General features: G+C 53.4%; 17 protein-coding genes. 5 read left to right on the top strand and 12 right to left on the bottom strand.

What is annotated here, in order from left to right; translation table 11 throughout:
- Positions 1-21: 21 nt before the first annotated feature.
- Positions 22-1,461 (bottom strand): GWxTD domain-containing protein, encoded by a 1,440-nt coding sequence (locus FBR45_RS06790; protein ID WP_138500527.1) that lies wholly within the window; start codon positions 1,459-1,461, stop codon positions 22-24.
- Between the two features lie 142 nt (positions 1,462-1,603).
- Here FBR45_RS06790 and FBR45_RS06785 point away from each other — a divergent pair, with 142 nt between their 5' ends.
- Together FBR45_RS06785 and FBR45_RS06780 are read left to right on the top strand one after the other, a co-directional pair.
- Positions 1,604-2,386, top strand: a complete 783-nt coding sequence (locus FBR45_RS06785) for a class I SAM-dependent methyltransferase (protein WP_138500524.1) — start codon at positions 1,604-1,606, stop codon at positions 2,384-2,386.
- A gap of 523 nt (positions 2,387-2,909) precedes the next feature.
- On the top strand, positions 2,910-4,178 hold the full coding sequence (locus tag FBR45_RS06780; RefSeq protein ID WP_138500522.1) for a hypothetical protein: 1,269 nt from the start codon (positions 2,910-2,912) through the stop codon (positions 4,176-4,178).
- 29 nt (positions 4,179-4,207) lie between these two features.
- Here the strand turns inward: FBR45_RS06780 and FBR45_RS06775 are convergent, their stop codons facing one another.
- Both FBR45_RS06775 and FBR45_RS06770 read right to left on the bottom strand, forming a co-directional pair.
- A complete protein-coding gene (locus FBR45_RS06775; protein ID WP_171044847.1) occupies positions 4,208-6,499 on the bottom strand; it encodes an FdhF/YdeP family oxidoreductase in 2,292 nt (763 codons plus the stop codon).
- 12 nt (positions 6,500-6,511) lie between these two features.
- Positions 6,512-7,585: an App1 family protein gene (locus FBR45_RS06770; protein WP_138500518.1), complete on the bottom strand. Its 1,074-nt coding sequence runs from the start codon at positions 7,583-7,585 to the stop codon at positions 6,512-6,514.
- A gap of 48 nt (positions 7,586-7,633) precedes the next feature.
- Between FBR45_RS06770 and FBR45_RS06765 the strand changes: the two genes are divergently transcribed.
- Positions 7,634-8,512: a diacylglycerol/lipid kinase family protein gene (locus FBR45_RS06765; RefSeq protein WP_138500516.1), complete on the top strand. Its 879-nt coding sequence runs from the start codon at positions 7,634-7,636 to the stop codon at positions 8,510-8,512.
- On the opposite strand, the gene fdhD is transcribed toward FBR45_RS06765, so the two are convergent.
- The 3 genes from fdhD to pyrR all read right to left on the bottom strand — a co-directional run bounded on the left by fdhD (position 8,509) and on the right by pyrR (position 12,678).
- The gene (fdhD, locus tag FBR45_RS06760; protein ID WP_138500514.1) at positions 8,509-9,360 is read right to left on the bottom strand and encodes a formate dehydrogenase accessory sulfurtransferase FdhD; all 852 of its coding nucleotides are present in this window, start codon (positions 9,358-9,360) and stop codon (positions 8,509-8,511) included. The genes FBR45_RS06765 and fdhD overlap by 4 nt on opposite strands.
- A 77-nt stretch (positions 9,361-9,437) precedes the next feature.
- The gene (locus FBR45_RS06755) at positions 9,438-11,993 is read right to left on the bottom strand and encodes a DUF5686 and carboxypeptidase-like regulatory domain-containing protein (protein ID WP_246082130.1); all 2,556 of its coding nucleotides are present in this window, start codon (positions 11,991-11,993) and stop codon (positions 9,438-9,440) included.
- Between the two features lie 145 nt (positions 11,994-12,138).
- Positions 12,139-12,678 (bottom strand): bifunctional pyr operon transcriptional regulator/uracil phosphoribosyltransferase PyrR, encoded by a 540-nt coding sequence (gene pyrR / locus FBR45_RS06750; RefSeq protein WP_138500512.1) that lies wholly within the window; start codon positions 12,676-12,678, stop codon positions 12,139-12,141.
- Positions 12,679-12,764: 86 nt separating this feature from the next.
- Here pyrR and pth point away from each other — a divergent pair, with 86 nt between their 5' ends.
- Together pth and FBR45_RS06740 are read left to right on the top strand one after the other, a co-directional pair.
- On the top strand, positions 12,765-13,328 hold the full coding sequence (pth, locus tag FBR45_RS06745) for an aminoacyl-tRNA hydrolase (protein WP_138500510.1): 564 nt from the start codon (positions 12,765-12,767) through the stop codon (positions 13,326-13,328).
- Between the two features lie 240 nt (positions 13,329-13,568).
- Complete coding sequence (locus FBR45_RS06740) at positions 13,569-14,009, top strand: hypothetical protein (protein ID WP_138500508.1); 441 nt, start codon at positions 13,569-13,571, stop codon at positions 14,007-14,009.
- A gap of 316 nt (positions 14,010-14,325) precedes the next feature.
- Here FBR45_RS06740 and FBR45_RS06735 read toward each other — a convergent pair whose 3' ends face one another.
- The 6 genes from FBR45_RS06735 to FBR45_RS06710 all read right to left on the bottom strand — a co-directional run bounded on the left by FBR45_RS06735 (position 14,326) and on the right by FBR45_RS06710 (position 24,991).
- Positions 14,326-16,812, bottom strand: coding sequence for an outer membrane beta-barrel protein (locus FBR45_RS06735; protein ID WP_138500506.1), 2,487 nt, complete (start codon positions 16,810-16,812; stop codon positions 14,326-14,328).
- Between the two features lie 256 nt (positions 16,813-17,068).
- Positions 17,069-17,782 carry an outer membrane beta-barrel protein gene (locus FBR45_RS06730; RefSeq protein ID WP_138500504.1) on the bottom strand — a complete coding sequence of 238 codons (714 nt, stop codon included), beginning with the start codon at positions 17,780-17,782 and terminating at the stop codon, positions 17,069-17,071.
- Between the two features lie 283 nt (positions 17,783-18,065).
- Complete coding sequence (rodA, locus tag FBR45_RS06725; RefSeq protein ID WP_138501972.1) at positions 18,066-19,346, bottom strand: rod shape-determining protein RodA; 1,281 nt, start codon at positions 19,344-19,346, stop codon at positions 18,066-18,068.
- Between the two features lie 27 nt (positions 19,347-19,373).
- Positions 19,374-21,326, bottom strand: a complete 1,953-nt coding sequence (locus FBR45_RS06720; protein ID WP_138500502.1) for a peptidoglycan D,D-transpeptidase FtsI family protein — start codon at positions 21,324-21,326, stop codon at positions 19,374-19,376.
- Positions 21,327-21,469: 143 nt separating this feature from the next.
- On the bottom strand, positions 21,470-22,492 hold the full coding sequence (locus FBR45_RS06715; RefSeq protein ID WP_138500500.1) for an SMP-30/gluconolactonase/LRE family protein: 1,023 nt from the start codon (positions 22,490-22,492) through the stop codon (positions 21,470-21,472).
- A gap of 24 nt (positions 22,493-22,516) precedes the next feature.
- Positions 22,517-24,991 (bottom strand): TonB-dependent receptor plug domain-containing protein, encoded by a 2,475-nt coding sequence (locus FBR45_RS06710; protein ID WP_138500498.1) that lies wholly within the window; start codon positions 24,989-24,991, stop codon positions 22,517-22,519.
- Positions 24,992-25,011 lie beyond the last annotated feature (20 nt).

Here is a 25,011-nt window from a genome sequence, read left to right as displayed (position 1 = left end):
ATATAAAACCGGGCCGGGCGCTTATTCCCGAATCGTTCCTGTTCGCCAGGCTTCTACAATAGGGTACCAGATTGGCTGATACTCGATGTAGCGAACCAGTTCGTAATGGTCTTCTACAAATTGGTTTGGTTTTTTGGTGAACGTAAAGTTGGTTTCCGGAACGTTGGCCCGACGGTTATAAACCCACACTTCGCGCTCGCGGTTCCGCTGTACGCGATCAGGCGCTCCCAGCACGATATAAATCATCCCTTTGTCCGTTTTCCAGCCTTCTTTATAACTGGTAAAGAGACGATTGGCTTCTTCGACCCGGTCAAAGTAGGCCTTCAGCGTCCGTCGGGCAACCTCCTCATTACCCGACATCAGGCTGAGCCAGTACCGGTCAAAGGCTTTTTTGGTATCCTGAGCCTGGTTCAACTCACCAATTTCGGTACTGGTACTCATATACAGTACCGGCCTGATGAGCTTCTCGGGACGTGTCATCTTCGGAAATCGTTTGTCGGCCACAACCAGGCCAATGCCGCTGGCATCGGTGGTATCTTCCATAAAATAGTACAGGCCTTCTTTGGGCAGGACGAACGGCTGATTTGTCGTAATGGTCAGTGTTGAGTCGACATTGAGCGATTTGGGCGCCGGCCGGGGCGAGGTATTCATGGGCGACGAAGCCGCGTCGAACTCATGGCGATAGCGGAAGCCAAACAGCGGCTTGCTCGTACCATTCACATCGCGAATAACGACGGTATCGCCCGCGTTAACATAGTTGCGAAGCTCCGGCTTACGGCCATTTTTTCCGTACAGGGTAAACCGATCACTCAGTCGAAGGCCTTTGAAACGCACAGCCAGGTCGTTGCGGGCCTTGGTCCCCGAGTTGATTTCGGTAAACTCGGTCAGCAGAATGGCACTGGCCGCTTCTTTTGGCCGGTTAACGTCAAAACTGATCGTCAGGTAATGACCATCGTAGCTGACATTTTGTGCCGTTAGGGATACATTGCCGTACCCCAGCCGTTCGCGGTTGTTGTAATCCGGGTAGAGTACATACGCAATGATGAAATGACTCGCAAAGTCGGCCGGATTGGTGACGGTTTCGCCCTGGGGGGTTCGGGCCGTGATGTCCATGAAAACCCGGACGGTAGAGGAATCGATCGCCAGAAACTTCCCCTTGATTGATGTCACAGCCCACTCCGTAGTGGGTTTGTTGGTTGCCATGGCATCGGTGGCGTTAACCGGCCCATCGGCAATCCGGACGGGCGCTGCCGTCGACGGTCGGTTATCGGGACGGCGCTCGTTACTGCCGGGGTTAGCGGACAAGGGCGGGCTGGCGGGTCGATTACCCGTTGTGGACGCATTTCGGGACGCAGCCGTACGAGCTTCGTACTCGGCCGTAGCCCGGTCTTTCTGCGACGGCTTACTGCTCGAGCAGGCCGATACCAGGGCAATAAAGAATAGTATAAACAGCGTTCGCATAATCAGAGATTCGCAGGCGATTGTTGTCAATCAGATCACTTGTCTGCCTATAACGAAAAATGGGGCCTGTTCGGGTTATGAAGCCGGTTCATTTTTCTTTACTTCTACAAAAGAGTAATTTTACTGTCCGAATTGCAAACGCATGTATAAGACCACTGAGATTACCTCCGCCGAGATTGCGTCCGATAACCCTGTTCACCAGCGGTTACTGTATCCATATACGAAAGCCGCCACGCTGGTTACGGGCCATGTACTCGAAATCGGCTGCGGCTGGGGTCGGGGGCTGGAGCTGCTTACCAAAGCAGCCACCCAGTATACGGGCATCGACAAAAACACCGAACTCATTACGGCACTGAGCGCTGCGTATCCGGCCTCTACTTTTATTGCCGCCAATATTCCTCCGTTGAGTGGCGCCGACGGGAAGCCACTTCCCGACAATACCTTCGATTTTATTGTAACGTTTCAGGTTATCGAGCATATCGAAAATGACGATCTGTTCATAAAAGAAGCCCATCGGGTACTGAAGCCCGGCGGGAAACTGCTGCTGACCACCGTCAACAAAACGTTTTCGCTCACCCGCAATCCCTGGCACGTTCGGGAGTACACAGCCGGTGAGCTGAAAGCGCTCATGAACCGTTACTTCAAGACAGTCGATACGCAGGGCATTCATGGCAACGAAAAAGTCATGACCTACTACGAGCAGAACAAAGCCTCGGTGCATAAGCTGACCCGATTCGATATTTTCAACCTGCAGTATCGGTTGCCCCGGCGGCTTCTTCAGGTTCCTTACGACATCATGAACCGGCTGAACCGAAACCGACTGTTACAGGCCGATGGGCTGGCTGCCGAGATCGACTACACCGATTACCTGACCAGTACCGATCCGGCCGGTAGCCTGGATTTTTTCTATATTGCGACCAAGTAAGCCAACACCCCGGCCTACCGGACCGCTCATCCAACTATGGTTACAAAGAGGCTACGTTATCGACCCTTTGTTCCGTAAAATCCATACAGGCGCTCATTTATTAGACCAGGGCTGGCATTAATCAAGTTAGCCACTTAACTTACTAATCGATTTGTAAGCTGTCCTGGTCAGCCGACCGACCTGTTTTGTCTTTTTTGACAACCTGACCGGTGTCAATAGCAGGCAGCTTTGCGATTCGTCTCCTAACCCTGCCGGTTTGTTTTACCCTTCGGGTGTATAACAACCGAGTGGCCTTTTCTTTACCTGATGGCAGTACGGTAGTGCGAGGTTCGCCTATCGAATTACGAATAACAAACGGACAATCACTGTGACAGGCCCACAGCCCGTAGCTTCTGTAGCAGAGGCAGGCAAGGGCCCACAGGCATTGGCCTGATTAGCTCAACGTGAACAGGGCTGGTGGATTATAACCAGCCCCGCCTTCGAAAAGCGGTCTTATTCGTACTCACTTCCTCTCTTACTGTGTATGCTCGTTGCTCTCGTTAAGGTTATTCTGGCGCTAAGCCTGATAGCTGCATTCCGGTTTGTGTTGCGTTTCAAGCCCCGCTTCGATGCTTTTTTTAAGGGCACAAGCGACGTCTGGCTGGCTTTCATGTGGGTTTGTTTGCGGCTCATTCCTTTTCTGGGGCTGTACACCATCCTTAACTTCAAGGCCACTTCGGACCTTATCGGCTTTTATAACGGCGCTGTTGCAGCCGAGCAGGGGCTGATACCTTACCGCGATTTCGTTACAGTATACGCACCCTTCTATTCGTACCTGACCGCCATACCTATCCAATTCTGGGATGATCCGCGGGCCATTATTATCCTGATGATGGTGGTAGAAGGTCTGGCGGTCTGGCTTACCTACCGGCTTTACCGTCTGTCGCTGACCACCGTTCTGCTGTATCTGTTGTTGCCGGCCACCCTGCTGCTCTGCGTCATTGGCGGGCAGGAAGACGTCTGGATGTGGGCTTTCGGTCTGCTTACGATTCCGCTTATCCAGCGAAATCGGATCCTGAGTGCGGGTATTGTCCTGGGCCTCGCCATGGTTGCCACCAAGGCGCTGTTTGTGCTGTTTGTGCCCATCATTTTCTTCTGGGTCGATAACAAAGTTAAGCTGCTGGTGGGGATGATGCTGGTTGGCGGCCCGGTGCTGGCGTGGCTCTACACCGTGGGCGACTGGACGTTTCTGATGCCGATTCAGCTTACCCAGGACCCGCTGGCTCCTAACCTGCGGTCGGTACTCCACCCGATTCTGGGCGTTTTGCTCGACCGGTTTCCGCTGCGTCTGTTCAACTACATGGCGCTGATCAGCGTGGTTATCATCTCGGTCAGTACCGTACTTCGCTGGAAAAAAGCCGGGCTCCCCTACCCGGCTATGCTGGCCCGCGCCTGGGTCCTTGTTTACACACTAATCATGTTTCTGGTGCCCAGCGCTTACGCAGTCTATGCCTTTGGTTTCATGCTCCCCATCGTAGCGGGCGGCCTGCCCATCTGGCAGCGTGGTCGTCCTCTGACCGTGTTGTTGCTGTTCAACCTGCTAACCACAGTTCAGCCTACGGCCTGGTGGCGCCTGGGGCAGCGGTCCTACTTTTTCTCGGACCTCACCTCTCCGCTCTTTCTGCTGGAGTACACCATGCAGCTGGGGATAATCGGCTGCCTGCTCTACTTTGTCATTACAATCTGGTCAACAACGCAGCCTTTGTCCCAATCCGTGGCGGGTTCTGGCGCGAGGGCCCGGCAGGCGTATTAAGCGGGGCTCGTCGGTCCTGGCTATCTCATCTACTCCCCGTCCGGCGTTAGCGTGACAATGATGGATTTGGAGGTTGGGGTATGACTTTTGTCCGCAACCGAGTCGATCGGAATCAGCACGTTGGTTTCGGGGAAATAGGCCGCACAACAACCGCGCGGTATGGCATACGGCACAACTACGAATCGGTGGGCGGTGCGGGTTATCTCGCCGTAGTGGCTATGGAGGTTCACGAGCTGCCGGTCGCGCAGGCCCAGCATCGATATATCCTCCTGATTCATGAGAATGACGCGCCGTTCGTTATAGATGCCCCGATACCGATCATCATTACCGTATACGGTGGTATTGAACTGGTCATGACTCCGAACCGTCATCAGGAGTAACTCGCCGGGCTTCAGCGTATGGGACGTGGGCGTGTTTATGGTGAAATGAGCTTTCCCGTCTTTGGTAGTGAACCGCCGTTCGCGCGGGCCGTTGGGCAGGTAGAAGCCACCCGGTTTACGGATCCGCTCGTTATACCGCTCAAAACCCGGAACAACCTGCTCGATCAAATCCCGGATGCCGTCGTAGTTGGCCGCCAGACCACCCCAGTCTACGGTCGATTTTTCGGCCAGCGTTGCCCGGGCCAGTTCCGCCACGATAGCTACCTCGCTTTTCAGATGGTTCGAAATGGGGTCGAGTACCCCGTGCGACTGGGCCACCACCCCGGTTGTGCTCTCACAGCTCACAAACTGCTCCCCTGCGCTTTGCCGGTCGCGATCGGTACGGCCAAGACAGGGCAGAATCAGAGCCGTTTCGCCATGGATCAGGTGGCTCCGGTTCAGCTTGGTCGATACATGGACCGTCAGGCGGCAGGTCCGCAGGGCGTCGGCTGTATAGTCGGTATCCGATACCGCCATGGCAAAGTTTCCGCCCAGGCCGATGAACACCTTGGCCCGGCCTTCGTGCATGGCCCGTACGGCCGCCACCGTGTCGTAACCTGGTTTACGCGGAGGCTCGAACCCGAATACCCGTTGCAGCGAATCCAGAAACTCGGGTTTAGGCTTTTCATAGATACCCATCGTCCGGTCGCCCTGTACGTTACTATGCCCCCGTATGGGCGAGGCTCCTCCCCCTTCAATACCTATGCTCCCTTTCAGCAACAACAGGTTAATTACCTCATTTATCGTATCAACGGCGTTGCGATGCTGGGTCAGGCCCATTGCCCAGCAGATAATCAGCTTAGGCGTATACTTGAACAGATCAACAGCCTCCCGAATCTGATTGAGGGGCAGACCGCACTGCCCGGCCAGCTCGTTGAGATCATAGGTATTCAGGTCAGCCACGAACGCGTTGTAGCCTGCCGTATAGGTCCGGATAAAATCCTGATCGAGTACCTTACCCGGTGCTTTTGCTTCTTCTTCGAGCAAAATTTTGCACATAGCTTTCAGCAAAGCCAGGTCGGTGTTGATCGGAATCTGCAGAAACAGGTCGGTCAGCTTCTCGCCCCCCAGCAATAGGTCGCGCGGACTTTGCGGGTACTTGAACGCCAGCAGGCCTGCTTCTTTCAACGGGTTCACGGAAATGATTTTGGCTCCGTTTCGCTTGGCTTCTTCCAGCGGAGTCAGCATGCGGGGCGCGTTAGTCCCTGGATTCTGACCCATAATCATGATCACATCGGCCTTTTCGTAGTCGTCGTACTTAACCGACGCTTTTCCCAACCCGATCGTCTCGCCCAGGGATGTACTCGTCGACTCGTGGCACATGTTCGAACAGTCGGGCATGTTATTGGTACCAAACTGACGCACAAACAGCTGATAGATGAAAGCAGCCTCGTTGCTGGTGCGGCCCGAGGTGTAAAACACTGCCTCGTCGGGCGAGTCGAGGGCGTTCAGCTGATTGGCAATGAGCTGAAACGCAGCGTCCCAGGTAATGGGTTCGTAATGGGTTGCGCCCGGTTTCAGCACCATAGGCTGCGTAAGCCGTCCCTGCTGCCCGAGCCACAGGTCGTTTTTCTGGAGCAGCTCAGCCACCGAATAGCGCTGAAACAACACCGGCGAAGCCGTATGCCTGGTCATCACCTCATCGGCCACGGCCTTGGCCCCACTCTCGCAGTATTCGGCTATACTCGACCGATCGCCGTCGGGATCGGGCCAGGCGCAGGACGGACAGTCGAATCCGTCTTTTTGGTTGAGATTGACGAGGGCTTTCCAGCCACGGCCGGGGCCGGTAGCCGACAAAATATGCTGAAACGACTTCACTACGGCCGTAACACCGGCAGCTTCGGTTTTAGGCTGGCCAACGGTCAGGTCGCCGGTGAGTTCTTCAGGGGGTGTATTGGTCATGATGGGTACGGGCTATGTAGCGGCCAGGCCTAAGCCAACCGAATGTTGCCGGGCTTCAGCGCTATGGGAAAAATAACAACAGGGTATGTGCAGAGCCTCAATCCGGCTCAGCGTTTCACGGGTTTTGTCCTGATTCCTGGCATTCACCTGCCGAATATACACGCATCGGATCTGGCGGGTAAAATGCTCGGCCACCGACGCGTAGATAGTGGGGTCTTCCTGGGTATCGTCGCCGAGCAGCACGAACTGCTGCTCGGGGTACGTTTCCATAATTCTGACAATCCGGTCGAACTTGGTACGGTGCTTATTCTGACCTGTCTTGAGCAGCTGATGGATTTGTTTGAGCTGGCTCAACAGGTAAACGCCCATCGGCAATCCGTTATTCTGCGAAAACTCCAGAATGGAATCGTAGAGGTTCCATTCGCTGCTCGACACGTAAAAGAAAGCGTTGGTTGCGTCAGGCCCGCTGTCGGCTTCAGCCAGCAGCTGATAATGGGCCACAACACCATCGAAAGGCTGGCGACTGTGGGCATTCTGGGTCAGCAACACCAGCAGTCGTTTCGCAATCGTAGCCGAATGCGAAATCAGAAAGGTGTCGTCGATATCAGAAATAAACGAGAATCGGGTTGGATGCGGCACCAGTACCTGCCCTTCGCCCTCAGCCAGTATCGTTTCGGGATTAATTGTCTGCGCAACCAGCTCGGCTTTGACCGGATGCCAGCCGGGCAGTACGGGTTCGGGCATGGGCAGATCAACTCGAAAATAGCCATCTACATCGGCACGGGTCTCGGTCATCTGCCCGTTACACTGCACCCGAACCGTAGCATGTGGGTAAGGTCTGGCCAGAAACAACCGCACCAGACTGAACATATTGACCAGCACACTGTGGCGGTACTTCCGGCGGGGATGGGCCGACTGCTTGAATACAGTGCCGTGGATCGTGAGTCGATTCGCGTTGCCGAAACCACGGTATACCTTAACGATTGGCTGGTCGGTGAGCCGCAGCCACGTTAAGAAATATCGTTTCAGCGTGCCTTTTGAGCTTATATTTTGTTTAACAGATAATGCGGGTCGAGCAGCTTCCATAACGCCTGGATCGGTACACCTATTTATAACCGTCAAATCACTGATAAGTTGACATTTTTATTCGCCATAAATCCGGTGTCGGGCGGACGCGACAAATCGGACTGGGAAGCAGGAATCCGCCAGTTTTTTGCCGACTTGCCCCACGCTGTTCATGTACTGGAACTCAACGGAAAAACCGACGACGAGTTAGTCAGGCAACATATTGCCCTACACCAGCCCGACCGGGTCGTGGCCGTTGGGGGCGACGGAACCATCAAATGCGTAGGCACACAGTTGCTCGGAACGGACACCGTACTGGGCATTTTACCGGCGGGTTCAGCCAACGGACTGGCGCGCGAGCTGGGCATTCCGCCCGATATCGAGGCTAGTCTCAACGTACTGATAAACGGAACGCCGAAGCCGGTCGATGTTATCTCGATCAACGAGGGCGACATTTGTCTTCACCTGGGCGATATTGGTCTGAACGCGCGGGTAGTCAAACATTATCAGGCTAACAACTGGCGGGGCATGTTCGGCTACCTGCGGGCGGTTATCAAGGCACTTCAGACCAGGCAGCTACTACGGGTCGAGATCAACCTGGGCGAAACATGCGTATCGAGGGCCGCGCTCATGGTCGTACTGGCCAACGCCCGGATGTACGGTACAGGCGCCGTAATCAACCCCGATGGCGACATGTCTGACGGGCAATTTGAGGTCGTCATTTTCCGGCGGCTGGCCATCTGGGAAATTCTGAAGCTGTTCTGGCGCTACCGGCCCTTCGACCCGCGTAGTATTGAGATCTATCCCGCTACATCGATCAGCGTTGAAACGCGCCGAAAAGCCTATTTCCAGATCGATGGTGAGTACAGGGGGCGCATCAACCAGCTCAAAGCCGCCATCAAGCCGGGGGCGCTGACGATCCTGGTACCGCCCGAAGTGGCTCCTTAGTGGGCGGAGACTGAAGTCTTGCTGATCCGGTCCGGTTCGCTGTAGATGTTGAAGCGCCCGTTTCGGACAAACCCGACCAGGGTCATACCAGCCTCCTGCGCCATTTGTACCGCCAGACTAGAAGGCGCTCCTACGGCAGCCAGTAACGGCACCCCGGCGCGCCAGCTTTTCTGAACCAGCTCGACCCCAATCCGACCACTCAGAAAAATACCGTACTGACCAAGCGGTAGCCAGCCCTGCCAAAACGCGGCTCCGATGAGTTTATCGAGCGCATTGTGCCGCCCGATATCTTCCCGAACCAGCCGTACCGTTCCGTGGGCATCGAATAAGGCAGCCGCGTGGATGCCTCCGGTATACGCAAAAGCCGTTTGCAGGTGCCGAACCGTATCGGGCAATGCAGTTAGTACCATCGGATCAGTGGTCAAGGCCGAGCGGAGTAGCCCGCTGGTTTGCGCCATTACCGCTTCGATGGTCGTTTTACCACAGAGGCCGCAACTCGACGAGGTGAATGAATTCCGTTCGAGCCGCGCCCAGTCGACAGCTACGCCGGGCCGAAGTTCAACCCGTATGATATTCCCTTCTTTATTGGCATCCTGAACACAATGGCGGCACGAGATCACATCGTTCGGACTCTGTATAATCCCCTCAGCAAAGAGGAATCCCGCTGCCAGCTCTTCATCATGCCCGGGGGTGCGCATCGTGACCGACACCGACCGCTGCTGCCGGTCATTGGCGGGGCCGAAGCCCAGCCGAATTTCGAGCGGTTCTTCAACCGCCAGTAGATCCGGGGCTTCAGACCAACTGGCACCGGTAACTTTATGAACGGTAGTGGGGGCAACTAAGGGCATCGCTGTATCTGAATTGATACATCAATAACATCAATCCCTTCAAATAGTTGATGACCGGACCCGTTTGATGGTTTAAACTAGAAGCCGAGAGACGCGGCCGCTTTGATAGCGAACCGATTCACCGGTAAGCCGTTGTGACCAGGATCCAGATAGGTTAGCCGATGAATGGCCTGCACCCTCAGTATCTTGAAGATGTTTTCGATACCATACCCGACTTCCAGATAGGGGGTCCTGCTATCCAGCGTACCGAACCGAATAGGCTTGTGCCCGCTGGGAAGTGGTTTACTTGTTTCGATGGCCTGGTTGGCTTTACTCATACTCCCCCAAAGCGCGTCGACATTGGCTACGAGCCGCCAGTTGAGTTTCCGGATGGCCGGAATCCGGTTGAACAGCAGGCCTTCGAACCGATGCTGCATATGAATGGCCACAAACCGATCACTCACGAATTCGTAGAATTGCATTCGGTTGAAGGTGTTGGTGGTAAGCAGCGGAGTCGGATTGCCGATGTGCGGAAATAATAACGGCACCGGTATGGTTGACGGCGTATAACCAGCGGTGAGCAGGTAGGACAAACGCCCCAGCGGCCCCAGCCGTAGCGACTGCTGCGCCCGCAGCGTCAGCCGGTCGTAGCTGTAACCGCCCCCCATCGAGCGGGCCCCGTGGGTATACCGGATGGTTAGCACCGGGGCCCGTTTCGTACCGAGCGTAATGCGCTCGTTGCCATCCATGATATACTTTTCCTTACGCGCCAGCCGTGCCTCTACCGACCAGTATGTATCGATAATATCGGACCGCAGGGGCGACAGATCACCCAGTTCGGGCTGTAGTCTATACTGAAAAGGAAAAGTCGGGTCAAACGTCCGGCTTCCCAGCGTGGCCGTCAGCAGAATACCGCGAACTGGTTCGGTTCTGAAAAAGGCTTCCTGAACAAGCGTTCGATACGCTCCTCTGTATTTGCCGAACCGGCTCAGCGCGTAAAACATGCGGTTGCCTCCAACCAGCTCCGGGGTGATACCAAGCCGTTCCAGATCGTATGACATCCGGACGCCGACCAGCGTCCACCGCTGGCGGGAGAAGAGGTAATCCGCTTCAGCTCCGTATTTAAACTGGTGATCGTAGGTGCCATAGGCCAGGTAACCACGCAGTATGACGTGCCGGCTAAACGCATCGTTTGTCCAAAAACCCAGCCGTATACGCAATCCTTCCAGACTGTTGGCGGCCAGCATGTATGGGTACGGACCCAGATCAAACCCACCCAGCTTATAGAAGCCCGTTACGACAATCTGCCCAACGGCTTCGGCTTTTTTGACAGCCGGAATGTCGCGCAACTGTTCAATCATTCGCTCAGCTTTGCGGTCCGAACGGCCCAGTGAATCGGGACCAGCCAGATCACGCTGTACCGATGCCCAGAACGCATCATTGGGTGTAGCTACCGTATCCGCTGGCTCTACAGGCTGCTCATAGAAAGAAATCGGGCGTACCTTATTAATAACCAGATTACTGCTGCGCATCGTTAGCTCGGCGCGCATACCCAGCGAGTTTTTACCGATACCGGTCAGGTCGGCGGTTAGCTTCAGACTGACCGGGAGCCAGCCACTGGGTTGGCCTGTGCCAGCCAGCGAATCGGTAACGGGCTCGAGTTCCTGCTCGATAGTCAGTTTACGGACGTAATTCAGATTGGCTCGGTCGCCAATACGAGCTTCAATCTGGCAAAGAGCAAACGTAGTTGTATCAATCCACATTTTGCCGATAAAAACCAGGTCTTCAGGACGCTTCGGATCAAACTGTATTTCGTAACAGATCCGGTCGCCTATCTGGGTAGTATCAGCCAGAAAAAACTGGTACCAGTTTTTCCAGTTGTCGCCCGTTGGCGATGCGAAGTCTTTGCCCAGTATCGGGATATAGTTATCGTAGAAATTCTGGCTAACCAGGTTTGTACCGCCCAGTAACTGCGAGCTTAGACCAGCATCATCGACAGCCACGCCCCGGATGCGGGTTTTGCGAACATCCTCACGGCGGGCCTGCGGGTTGGACCGCACATAGTAGCGGGATACCGACTCAGACAGTAACAGAGGTAGCAACCGGTTTCCTTCCTCGTCGAACAGGGAATCCGCCTGGCTCATCCCTTCTTTGACCCGCTTCATCAGCGGATTCTGGCTCATCCGGGCCGATACGTGACTCAGTGCTACACTGGTTTTCGTATACGTATCCCCTTCGTAAGCAGCCAGCCGCTTGCGGTCGTTGACTATCCGGTTTTTGCGCAGTTGACGGAGTACCCGAAAGGCCGGATTCTCGCCCGCCCGCACCACCACTTCCTGCAGGGCATTGCCGGCGGGAATTAATTTAAAATCGATAGCCTGGGTTAGGCGCTCTTTATCTACGAACTGCCGAAGCGTGGCGTAACCCAGTGAACTGACAGCTATCGAATCGGTCAAGACCTTGACCGTGAGCGTAAACCGCCCGTTATCGTCGGTCAGGGTGCCGACCCGACGGCCAACCAGCGCAACACTGGCAAAGGGAACAGGGTCGCCGGAACGGGCATCAGTGACCATACCCGTCACCGTAAAGGTTGTCTGGGCATGAACAGGGATCAGGAATGTGACTAGCAGGAACGCAATGAGTACAGGTTTCACAAGAGGTACAAGTCGTAGTTAACGGTCGGCTAAGTTACAAACCCGTACCCTGCTCCCACAATACCCCGAATTAAAGAAGCATTAATATACGTTCAACCGTATTTATGCTTCCATGAACTGTTTACCCCAATGGTAACTGCACATCTTATCCGACCAGCCAGATCCGGTCGGCGTCGGCGCCCTGCTCGGTCCATTCGACCAGTACGCGCTGTGACTCAAGAGTATTGACGCGCTTACCGGTATAATCTGGCCGGATCGGCAGGTCACGGTTATAGCGCCGGTCGATAAGTACCAGCAGTTCGACCTGGCGGGGACGGCCAAACGCGGTCATGGCGTCCATAGCGGCCCGGACCATACGCCCGGTAGCCAGCACATCGTCAATCAGCACAACGCGCTTATCTTCTATGATGAAGGGAACATTCGTAGTATTGGGCCGCAAAGGCGTGTCGCGCCGACGAAAGTCATCCCGGTAGAACGTGGCGTCCAGATAACCAAGTGGCACAGAATAACCCAACGTCCGGTTCAGCTCACGACCCACCCGATCGGCAAAATAAATGCCGCGCGGCTGCATACCCAGCATAACGGTATTGGTAAAATCCTGGTGGTTTTCTATCAATTGCTGCGCCAGGCGACTAATCACAATTTCGAGTAGCGGGCTGGACAGAATCAGGCGTTGTTGGTTCATGGGGTAAAAATAGTTGGAAGTCGTTAGTTTTTCCATTGGTAATTTTGCGTCTGCTATATGCGTGGCATTCGTTACCTGTTTTACAAATGGCTAAGTTTCTTCTGGTAGGTCTGGGCAATATCGGACCTGAATACGCACTTACCCGCCACAATGCGGGCTTCATGGTTCTTGACCGGCTGGCGGCCCAGTATGGGTTTGATTTCAGCATGACTCGCCTGGCCTATACGGCCAAATGGCAGCACAAAGGCAAGCAGCTCTTCTTTATCAAACCAACGACCTACATGAACCTGAGTGGTCGGGCGGTACTTTATTATCTCAAGCAGGAGAATATCCCTGTCGAAAATATGCTCGTGATCACTGACGATAAAGATTTACCCTTTGGCAAGCTCCGGCTGAAACCCAAGGGATCGCCGGGTGGTCATAATGGACTACGCAATATTGATGAAGTACTTAACACCCAGGAATACGCCAGATTACGGGTAGGGATTGGAAGTAATTTCTCGAAAGGCCGTCAGGTCGACTTCGTTTTGGGGCAGTTTCCGGAAGACGAATTGATCCAATTACCCGACTATCTGGACCGTGCGGGTGATGCCGTGCTCGGTTTTTGTACTATGGGGATACAATATGCGATGAACAATTACAATCAGTAATATAATTTTTTAAAGTATTTTAAAATAAACACAAACAATATGTTCATCATGTAACTACTGGTTTGACAAAAATATTATTCTGACATTATGGAAAATAAATTAAAAAAATTCAGATTAAACTCAGAACACAACATTAAAAACCAAATATTATTCCGATACAACCCAATACTCGGTTTGTATTTTAAAAACTTCTATAGACATTTGTGTGTTCTTTAACTGAAACAAAAATAGAACAATACTATGAAATCGCGTGTTATCTTTGCATCGTTGATTCTTGGATTAGGGTTGACGATTTCTCAGGCAAACGCGGCTACCACCACCAACACTGATGATAGCCCGGCAGCCAACAAGCCGGCAAGTGCCATGCTTGTCAATGGTTCGCAAACGCAGTTCGCTGCTTATGTCGGACAAAACTTTGCCAAGTTTGCGCAGACTACCAACTGGGTAAACTTTATGAGTACGGTCTCGTTGTATAATCAAAACCCGGCCGCTGTGCTTAAGCTCAGCCCCGCCAAGCGTCTTGAATTCAACCAGGCCGTTGCTCAGGTAAATAATCAACTGGCGAAAGGTAAAAATACCGAAGCCAGCCGCTGGATTACTCAGGCCAATCATACGGCCCGAATGATCAACTACCTCTGGGATGTTGAACGTTCAAACAGCGAAGGCTCTGACATTCAGTAATTTTAAATAAATACTGAAATAGTCGAGTTCTTGGAACAGAAAAGGGTAAAAGTTAGTTTTTCATGTAGAAAAGGTTAAGGGTTTAGGAATAGTCAGTATAAGGTTCTCCGCTCAGATCGGGGAACCTTATCTTTTTTATAGGCATTTGTACACCGATTATGGCCCAACCGGCGCTCCTGACGGGGCTGTTACCAGCCAGGTTCTGACGGCACTTTATTCGACTAGTACAGTCAACAAAAAAGCCATTCCTCAAGACGGGAATGGCTTTCGCGTTTTCTTAACCTAAACTAAGTCCATGTGAATGCGTTGTTGACGGTTAGTTGTTGCCGCCAACCCGTCCCTGTTCAGCCGAGGTGGCCGAAGAGCGCTGACGAGCAGCTTTTACGTTCTGGTTACCGAACCGGTATGTGAAGTTGAGCATAATCCGTCGGCTCTCCCAGCGTGATCCAACGTAGAAATTGATATCCTGTACGACCGCCCGGCCCCGGAACTGGTTCAGCCAGAACGGATCGTTGATGTTTAGTTTCAGACTGCCTTTACCGTCCAGTACCTTCTTCTGAACGCCCACTGTAAAACCACCCATCGGCTGGGCCTGGTAGAAGCCGTACTGAGAAGCCGAATTGTACCAGCCCGAGAGTTCAGCAGACAGAGTCTTGCTCAGTGTGAAGTTGCTGGAGGTGTAGAGGTTATAGGCCAGCAGCTTTACTTCGTAAGGCACTCCCGAATAGAATGTCTGGTAATGCTGGTAATAACCACTCACATTATTCTGCATCCGCCACCATTTGGCTACCATGACCGGAAAGCTCACGTTCAGGTTTATGTTATCCATGTAGCCCAGGTTTTCGGGCGTTACGTAGGTGATATTCCGCTCCGGAATCTGACGCGGGGTTTCGCGGTTGATAAAATCGGTGGTCCGGCTAAAGCCCAGTGTCGTGGTGAAAGCATCCTTGTATACGTGAGTCAGTTCAATGGAGTTGGTGTATTGCGGTCGCAGGAACGGATTCCCCTGCTGGTAGGTGTATGGGTCAAGGTAATACACGAATGGGTTCAGATTCTGGTAGTCGGGCCGATCGATCCGGCGGCTGAACGACAGGTTCAGGACATTAGTCGAATCCAGGGGCTGTGACAGAAACAAGGTAGGAAACACGTTCAGGTAACTGCGCTCTACCCGTTGGCTCAACGTAATTGAGTTACCCACCGAGCGGGTATGTTCGGCCCGCAGTCCCGCCTGTACTTTCAGCTTCTTACCCAGTTTACCGGCAAAGTTCACGTAGGCAGCATTGATGTTCTCGTCATACTTGAAGTGGTTAGACCGGCTGGCGTCGAAAAGCCACTGCCGCGATTCCTGTTGCAGCGTATCGAAAATGGTGTTGTTGTCGGCGTTGACGAAACTGCTTTTCAGACCGGCTTCCAGTTTTGCCCCGTTTTTGAGTGGGTGTACATAATCAGTCTTGAACGCCATGATGTTGATCGTTGAAGGCATCGTGTTTCGTACATCCTGTCGCGGCTGGGTCGCTACGTTCTCGTTATTCAGATAAGTAGTGCTCAGGTTAGACAGGTTGGTGCCCGTATACCGAACGTAGTCGGCATCAGCTGTCCACTCGCGGCCTTTTCCGTCGAAATCGTACTTGTAATTCAGGTTACCGGTCCAGTTTGTGAGCGGATTTCTGAAGTAAGTCTGTGTAGTGGGCCGACTCACGACCTGGCGGTTTTCGTTCAGGATCAGGGTGTTGTTCATTCCATCAGACTCCCAGTTGTTCGAAAAGCCGTTGACCAACACGCCCACCGTACTTTTCTGACTGATGAAATAATCGAGACCCGCTTTGTAGGAATGCCCCACAAAGTGGTTAGGCCGGTACGACTTCTGCTCGAAGTAGGTCTTACTGCCGTTGAACGGAATGACCCGATTGATTTCGTTGCTTTGGGCACTCTCCCGGTTCACGTAGCTGTAGTTACCGAATAGGTTTACCTTACTGTCGCGGTGGTTCAGGTTCAGCGAGGTGTTGAACTTGGGCAGATCGTCGCGACCGCCACTCAGATTATTGAACCAGCCGTAGCCTGTTCCGAGCGTAAACGTACCGTTGGTGCCGAAGTTCTTGTTCTTCTTCATCTTGATATTGATGATGCCCGAGTTTCCGGCCGCGTCGTACTTGGAACCAGGATTGGTGATGATCTCGATGGTAGCAATATTGTCGGAAGGCGTGTTCTTAAGCAGGTTAGAAACTTCCTGCTGGGAGAGGTACGTCTGCTTACCGTCTATGTAAACAATAACTCCAGACTTACCCTTCAGCTGAATCTGGTCGTTCTGGCGGTCAATGGTTACGCCGGGCGCTTTCTCCAGCACTTCCAGGGCGGTATTTCCGCTGGCAACAATGCTATTTTCAACGTTGACCACAGTGCGGTCTACCTGCTGCTCGATGAATGGCTTTTTGGCTACCACATTGACTTCCGTCAGGTTTTTCGATTCATCGGGCATGGCCAGTGGTGGTAACTCGATGGCCGGATGAGCCTCATCGACCACGAACGGAGCACTATACGTTTTGCGGTAACCGATCTGCTGAGCTACCACCATATAGCGGCCGGCCCCTACGTTCTCGAAAGCAAATTTGCCTGCAGCGTCGCTGATCGACCCCTTAGCCATGGTCGAGTCAGTGGCTTTCAGTAACATCATCGTTGTGAACTCCAGTGGTTTACCGGCTGAAGTAGCCACTAGTCCGCTAACTGTACCCCGTGTGAGTACCTGACCAAATGTAGCCGTCAGGGAGGTCATGAGCAGTGTTAAGAAAAGTAATGTCCGTTTCATGATGGATTGCTTTTTTCGAAGGTCGGGTGTGTTATTACCGCCGTAGTACAATGTAAAGGTAGGTAGTGGGCATCACAAAGTACCTGTTCTTACACAAGCGGTCTGATCGGATGGATAAGCGGATTTGACGGGGAGATAAGCGTATTGGAGGGGATTTTCTAAAAGATGCACTTCAGACGAACTATGTTGCATCTACCCTGAAAAAAATTCTGGCCCAGCCGGTACGCCATAGGCCGGACCAGAATATACCAGCTGATTATAGCTTAAAACCAACGGCCCATACACTGGCATCGGGTCCGAGTCCTGGCTCGAAGGGGCTTTTGGGCTCGTAGCGGAAGAAGAGTTTAGCCTCGTGGCGGAAACCCAGCTCGGTAGTCAATCCCCAGCGTACCTGGTTGAGGTTGTAAGAACCATGCGTCCTGACGGCCCGGGCACCCTCTGCCTTTACTTTGGTGTAACTGTCGACTCTCAGGCCGGCGTAAGCTCCCAGGCCCAGGGTTAGCCCCGACCGGAACGACAGGTTCAGGATCACGGGCAGGTTCAGCTGGGTGGTGACAAGCTTAGACCGGCGCAGGTCTACGTTAGCTGATTCTACGATAAGCTGGTTGTTTTGCTCTACAAGGGTGTTGTTGCCTTCGAACATAAAATTATTCCAGGCTATTTCGGGCCCAGTTACGAGCCGCAGCTTGGTAGGCCCCTTTGCGATGAGCGGAATCCGCTTCTGCCAGCCCAGCGCTACGAAACGCGAACCGATTGGCCGAAATTCGTACCCACGGGGCAGCGTACCGCTGAAGTTGTTCAGGCCAATGTAGATGCTGAAATCACTGGCAATACGCTCGGCCCGTTTGGTGGAATACGACCGCACGGTATGCGTTGCCGAGTCTTTCTCAATGGTGATTGTTGTTTGGGCAAACGATGCGGCCGAAGTCAGCGTCAGGGCCGTGGTGAGGAGGTGATATATAGCTTTCATGACAGTTGTCAGATTGATCGTGGTTGAAAAGTTGACGGTGTCGATCAGCGCTAATCGTTTCCCGGTGTTGTTTGATCAGAAGATGTAGAAAGCCCGCTGACAGGTTGCATCGACTTTGCTTTTTTTTCTCTTTTTTTTCTGACGCCCTCTAATCATCAACTTAAACCAATGAAAACCAATTATTTATAGATACTCCCCCGAGTTTCGCTACACAAAAAAGCCCTTCATCGACACCGGGCCGTAGCCAGGGCGATGAAGGGCCATCCTTTCGGACAGGTTCCGTTTACCTCCGCATGAGGGCAGTACGGCGGGAGTCTAGTCTCAGAAAAATGAATAGCAGGATCGAGAACGACCAGAGCGACGAGCCACCATAACTGAAGAACGGCAGCGGAATTCCGATAACGGGCATGAGTCCGATGGTCATACCGATGTTAACCATAACGTGGAAGAAGATTATACCCGCCACGCAGTAGCCATAGACCCGGGCAAATTTACTACGTTGTTTTTCGGCCAGAATAACGATTCGGGACAGTAATCCAATGAAGAGCGCAATCACGATTGTACTCCCGATAAAGCCGTGCTCCTCGCCGATGGTGCAGAAGATAAAGTCGGTACTTTGTTCCGGTACGAAATCGAATTTTGTCTGGGTTCCTTCCAGAAAGCCTTTTCCCTGAAGCCGCCCGGATCCGATCGCTATTTTTGCCTGGGTCACGTTCCAGCCTACTCCCAGCGGGTCGATTGTCGGGTCGACAAGTACTTTGATGCGATTTCGCTGGTGCTTCTGCAGCACATTATTGACAAAGAAATCAACACCGGTGACGAGCGCCATCATGGCTGCGCCGATCATCGCCATGGACAATAGATTGCGGGTCGTACGGTTGTAGCGGGGCATCAGGAGCACAATGATCCCGTACAGCACTATAATGCCGGCAAAAATGTACAGCTTCGGAAAAACCAGCGCCAGCACGAACAGGGCCGCAACACTGATACCCAGGGCCGGTATCCAGCCCGGAAGCCCCTCGCGGTACAGCATGATAACGAACGAAGCAAAAACCAGTGTTGAACCGGTCTCGTTGGAGGCCAGAATCAGAATACAGGGCAGCACGATAATGCCGCCAATGCGCAGCAGCTCTTTGGTTCGGCCAAGGTTCATGCCGGGCACATCGAGATACTTGGCCAGCGCCAGCGCGGTAGCCACTTTAGCAAACTCGGCGGGTTGTATTTGAAACGCGCCAAACTTAAACCACGACCGCGACCCGTTTATGTTCGACCCGGCAACCAGTACCAGCAGCAGCATCAGAATCATAAACGCGTAAAACACGTACGCAAACGAGTCGAAGAACTTATGGTTGATGACCAGAATACAAATGATGAGCAGCACGGTAGTGCCGATCCACATCATTTGCTTGCCTGCATTGGTAGTCATATCGAACAGGTTTGTATGGTCTTCTGGGCTGTATACGGCGGCATAGACATTGAGCCAGCCCATCGCCACACAGCCCAGATACAACACCAGCGTTAGCCAGTCGATAGGTTGCGCAAAAGGATCGTTCGTACGAGACAAAGACACTAGTATATTGAGTTTACGGGATTAATGTCCACTGGCGGCAGCTACGGCCACTGGTTTGGGACTGGTAGCCGTCATGAGCGGCTTGGCTTCGGGGGTTTTCCGGACCGTATCCTTTTTAGGAGCGGCTGGTTTTTTCGGAGCGGGCACCCGGCTCACGGGGGGCAGGTAGTTAGCCGCTTTCACCTGCTCGTCCAGCTTTTTGGCTTCCGTTTTCCGTTTTAGATAGCGTTCGGCTACCAGAGCCGCTACGGAAGCGGCCGCCTTCCCTCCCCAGCCTGCGTTTTCGACGAAAACGGCTACGGCTATTTTGGGGTTGTTCATCGGTGCGAACCCGATAAAGATGGAGTGGTCAAACTTGTGCCCGTACTTGTTGTTCTGCGACGTACCGGTTTTACCGCATAGATCAATACCCTCGATATTGGCCAGCGGGGTTACGGTACCGTGCGATACGGCAGCACGCATACCGTCGATAACGGGCAGAAAATGCTTGTAGTCAATGCCGGTCTCGTGGCGCTCGAAATATTCGGCCGGTACGCCAACCCCAGGCTTATTAAATCCTTTGATGTAATGCGGGGTGATGTACCAGCCACGATTGGCGATGGTAGCCGCCAGATTGACCAGCTTCAACGGGCTGATCAGCAACTCACCTTCACCAATGCTGAGCGAGTACACGTTGGAGAATTTCCAGCGCAGTGCCCCCCGGTAGGCTTTATCGTAATATTCGGGCGTGGGTAAGTTGCCCTTCAGCTCGCTGGGTAGGTCGATCCCGAGCCGCGCACCGATACCAAACTTTTCGGCCATGCTGTGCCATTCCTTCAGACCAATTGCCGAGGCCTTAAAGGTGTTATGCTCGCCGTTAAAATACAGGAACTTGCGGAAAACGTGGTAGAAATACGGGTTACAGGAGTTCTGCACCGCCCCCCGCAGGTTATTTCCTCCGCGGCAGTGACAGCGCATTGGCGAACCGCTGTGACCGTACATAGTGTTTGGAAAGAGCGACCCCTGCTGCTGAGCAATCAGCGCCTGAATCAGCTTAAACGTGGAGCCGGGTCGATAACTGGCCATAACGGGCCGGTTAATGAGCGGTTTGTAGGGGTTTTTAATCAGTGCCCGGTAGTTCTTGGAAAAGTAACGGCTCGACAGCATGTTCGGGTCGTAGGTCGGCGCCGATACCGACACCAGAATTTCGCCGGTAGCGGGTTCAACCGCCAGCACAGCGCCCACCTTGTTCTGCATCAGACTATCGGCGTATTTCTGCACCTCAACGTCGATCCCGGTGATCAGGTTTTGGCCCGCTACGGCCAGGGTGTCGTAAGCCCCGTTCTTCCAGGAGCCTTTGTTTACGCCCCGCACGTTCTGCATCATGAACTTTACCCCCCGCTTACCGCGCAGCTGTTCTTCATACTGCTCTTCCAGGCCATTATGTCCTACGTAATCGCCCTGCCGGTAATAAAGTATGTCCTGTTCTTCGAGCTGTTTTTTGCTGATTTCACTCACGTAGCCCAGCGCATTGGCCATCGTGTGGGCCGGGTACGTACGCATGGAACTTATGACCGGCTCAAAGCCCCGGTAATCGACGAGTGCATCCTGTATACGGGCAAAATCTTCTTTAGAGAGCTGTCGCATAAACAGCGATGGCTTCACCGGCGAATAGTTTTTAGCTAATCCCATGATGCTATCGAACTCGGATGTAGTGATGTTCATCATCCGGCAGAAAGCAACCGTATCGGGAATCCTGACCTGCTTGGGCGTTACGTACAGGTCATAGACGGGGGTGTTATACACAATGAGCTGATTATTGCGATCATAAATTTGCCCCCGATACGGAATCTCGACCACCCGCTTGATCGAGTTTTTCGATGCGCCCAGCGAGTATGTATCATCCAGCACCTGCAGGTAAAAAAGCCGGGCCAGATACGTTAGCCCAACCAGACAGAACACCCCGATAATGACCCACTTCCGGTTCTCCAACATGACAATTACTACCTAAACCAAGTTACGATTCTATAACCCAAACCAAAGATAAGCAAAGCTTACGAGGTATTATGAATGATAAACGTCAGGTAGTTTGACAGACTTGTACAACCCATTTATCTTTCCTACTTCATCCTGCTTTTTTACCATCCGCGCGCCGATGTCTTTACCCGGCAGAGGTACATGTCAGCCGTTATATATAGTGTGCTCCCGTCGTCGCCCCAGGCACAGTTGGCGGTAGCAACGCCGGTTTTAATGTATCCCAGCAACTCGCCCGACGCCGACAGTACCAGCACTCCACCCGGACCACTGGTCCAAATGTTGCCATCCCGGTCGAGCTTCAGCCCGTCGAATCCACCGCGCAACTCCTGCTTCTTCAGCCCTTCGGCGCCGAAAATTGCTTTCCCTTTTCCGACCGATCCGTCTGCCTGAAGCGGATACGCCATAATTACCGGATTATTGGGATCTGACTGAGCCACGTATAACGTTTTTTCGTCGGGCGATAATGCAACTCCATTGGGCCGGGTCAGATCACCCACCACGAGACTTACCGCCCCGTCGGGTCCGATACGATATACGCCGAACCCATCAGTTTCCCGGCTGGTATCGTTTTCGCGTTTGGGCATACCGTATGGCGGATCGGTGAAATAATAGCTTCCGTTCGAGTGAGCCACCACATCGTTCGGACTGTTCAGTCGTTTGCCCTGATACCGGTCGGCGAGCGTCACTTTACCTCCACTGCCATCCAGCGGCATGGCCGATACGCGCCGGTCGCCGTGTTCGCAGGCGATGAGCCGACCTTTCGGGTCGATAGTCAGTCCGTTAGAGCCGGGTTCCTCGCTGTAATTTCCCAGCCCCGTATAGCCCGAAGGCTTCAGAAACGTACTCAGCCCATCTTTTTCGGTCCAGCGGAATACGGTGTTCTGCGGCACGTCAGAAAAGAGAAGAAACGACTCTGCCGGAGCCGTTCGTTTTACCCATACCGGCCCCTCAGACCAGACGAACCCACTGGCTATTACGTCTATTTTTGCGTCTTTGGGCAGGAGTTTGTCCAGACGCGTATCCAGTCTAATTATCTGCCCGATGGTTGGGTAAGTGGGCTGAGCCAGCACCGGCGCAGCAGCTGTCAGCACCAGTAACGCCACCAGAAATCGGTTTGTGTTCATCAGATATAAGGGGCTTTGTATGTCCTACTCAATTCGAATGGTTTGCCGACCCAGACCGGGCATGCCTGTAGCCGTAGCTCCTTCGACCCGCAGGCGCAGTTTTGTTTTTGCATCTGATGCAAAGAAAGAAACAACGGCTTTTCCATCAGCACCTGTCTGAATCTGAGGATTCCAGTACAGCGTAGTGCGGTAATCAGGGCGGATGTGCTCTGGCTTTTTGACGTCGTACCGAGGGGCATAAAACTCCCGCACCGGTGCGTAGCCCGGAAGTTTGGCTACCAGCGTGCCGGGAGCCGCTTCCTTGGCGAGGTCGTAGTCAGGCGAACCGCGCTTGGTCAGCACCGAGATAACCCCGCCCGCAGCCCTTGAGCCGTAAATAGCTGCCGATCCTCCTTTGAGAATGTCGACCTGATCGACGTCGTTTACCGATATACTCATGACCCCTTGCAGGTCCATGGGCGTACCGTCTACCACGAACAGAGGCTCTATCGCCCCGCCAAAATTGGCAGCCCCCCGGATCTGAACCTTGGCGCTGAAACCCGAGCCGGTCACCTGAACGCCCGCTACCCGCCCCTGAATCACGTCCAGAATCGTAATTCGGCCCGCTGTGTTGTTCTGATCAAACTTTACCGTCGCATCGGCCGCGCCGTATATTTTCCGGCTATCGGGTGGCTGATTCTTTTTGGCTTTTACAGTCACCGCCTGGAGTAGCACCTCCCGGTTATTACGAATCTGGCGTTCAATCTCCATGTACTCATTCGTGCGCCGAATGAATTCATCATACGCGTCACGATCGAACTCGACCGGGTTGAGCGGAGGACGCACGATCGTAACGGGAGGAGTCAGCAGCTGGTCGAGCGTAATGACCAGATCCCGGTTCGTTTTCCCTTTCGTACCCTGAATGAGCACGGTTGTCGTATCCGTGAAGTCTAGATCGTAGGCTGCGTAATTGCCCCGCTCGTCGGTTTCGCCCGTCATCATTTCTCTCGAACTATCGCGCTTGGCAACGATGAAGGTCAGGCGTACTTTACCACCAATGTCTTTTTGGTTGGGTCGAACAACGCGCCCTGTCAGGGCCAGTCCGCGCTCTACCGGAAACGTAACGGGCGGAACTGTACCCGATAACACATCGGCCCACACAAAGCGTCGCCACCCCTGCGTCATCATAAGCAGATCGAGTTTGAGGGCCCGGTCGGCGTGCGCAGGATTGAAATAATAATCTGGCTGCTCTATGGTTCCTGTCAAATCTGACTCAAGCAATAGATGCGACGTAATGGACGCGCGGTTGGAGTCGGTTTCCGGCGAAAGCCGATCATCTACAACCGCCAGCGACAGATTGGCGGGTGCGGGACTACCATCGGCATCGGTGGTGGTCAGGGTCAGATTGATGTGGTCACGGGTACGGTAAGCCGACTTCTCAGCCTTCACCCGGACGTTGATCCGTTCGTTTTTATCGACAAAGATCAGTCGCTCGCAGATAGGTTTGTTGGTCTCATCGAAGAGCGTCAATTGAGCGATTCCTTCGGGAAACTGCGCTTTGGTCAACTGAGCCACCGACGATTTCTTAGCCAGCGACACTTTAGCCACGTGAATAAGCTGACCACGAGTCTGAGCCACCAGCGTCATGGCCGCTGCCGGGTCTGTGCTGGTTTTATTATGCCGGACATACACCCGGACGTTGTCTTTGCTGGATAAATTATCGACCTGCATCAGTGCGCCCTGCGGCTGAACGGCTGGCAAGGCGTAGCTGGTAAATGTTCCTTCCGGCTGCCGCACAAAAGCTGTATATTGCTGTCCGGCCTCGGGTTTGATGGACAGATAGCCCATACCCAGGTGCGTACTGGCAAAGCCAACTATCGTATCTTTCCGGCTATCGAGTACGAATCCCTGGATAGCCTGACTACGACCCGATACACTGGTAGCCCGAAAAGCTACCCGGCTATCCAGCCCCTCAATGAGCTGCCCGCCTTCGGGCATAAACTGTACATCGAGCCGAGGGGTGGCTGCGTTCGCTGCCGGGGGCGTTCCCGTTGGCCCACCAGTGCGGAGGACAGCCAGCGTTTTGGTGAAAAAGTACGCATCGGAGTAGTTGCGCATGAAATTAGTATAGGCCCGAAGCTGGTAACTACCGGCTGGCAACGAGTCGGGCAAGGCCAGCTGTCCGGGGGCGTAACTGGCTATCGCCCGAAACTGAGCCCGCAGGCGTACCTGTTTCGCGGCCACATCGATCAGGTCGACATACAGAACTTTGCTGATCGTATCTGCCGTGTGGGTGTTCCCGCCAAACAAATACCCTTTGATCCAGATTGTTTCACCAGCCAGGTAGGCCTCCCGATCTGTGTGTAGATACACTTTTTCTACGGGGCGCTCAATGCTGTAGCGCTCGAACTGTTCGATCAGACGCTTGACAAAGTCATCGTCGAAATGCCGAAATGCGGTCAGGATTGTTACGGAGAGCAGGATAAATGCAAAAAAAGAACGGTGGTTTAGTAAACGCATAAAATAGATTTAGGATGGGT

The organism is Spirosoma lacussanchae, assembly GCF_005870035.1.
GTDB classification, from domain to species: Bacteria; Bacteroidota; Bacteroidia; order Cytophagales; family Spirosomataceae; genus Spirosoma; species Spirosoma lacussanchae.
The sequence above is the reverse complement of the archived record's forward strand: the minus strand, read 5'-3'. Positions and strand labels throughout refer to the sequence as shown.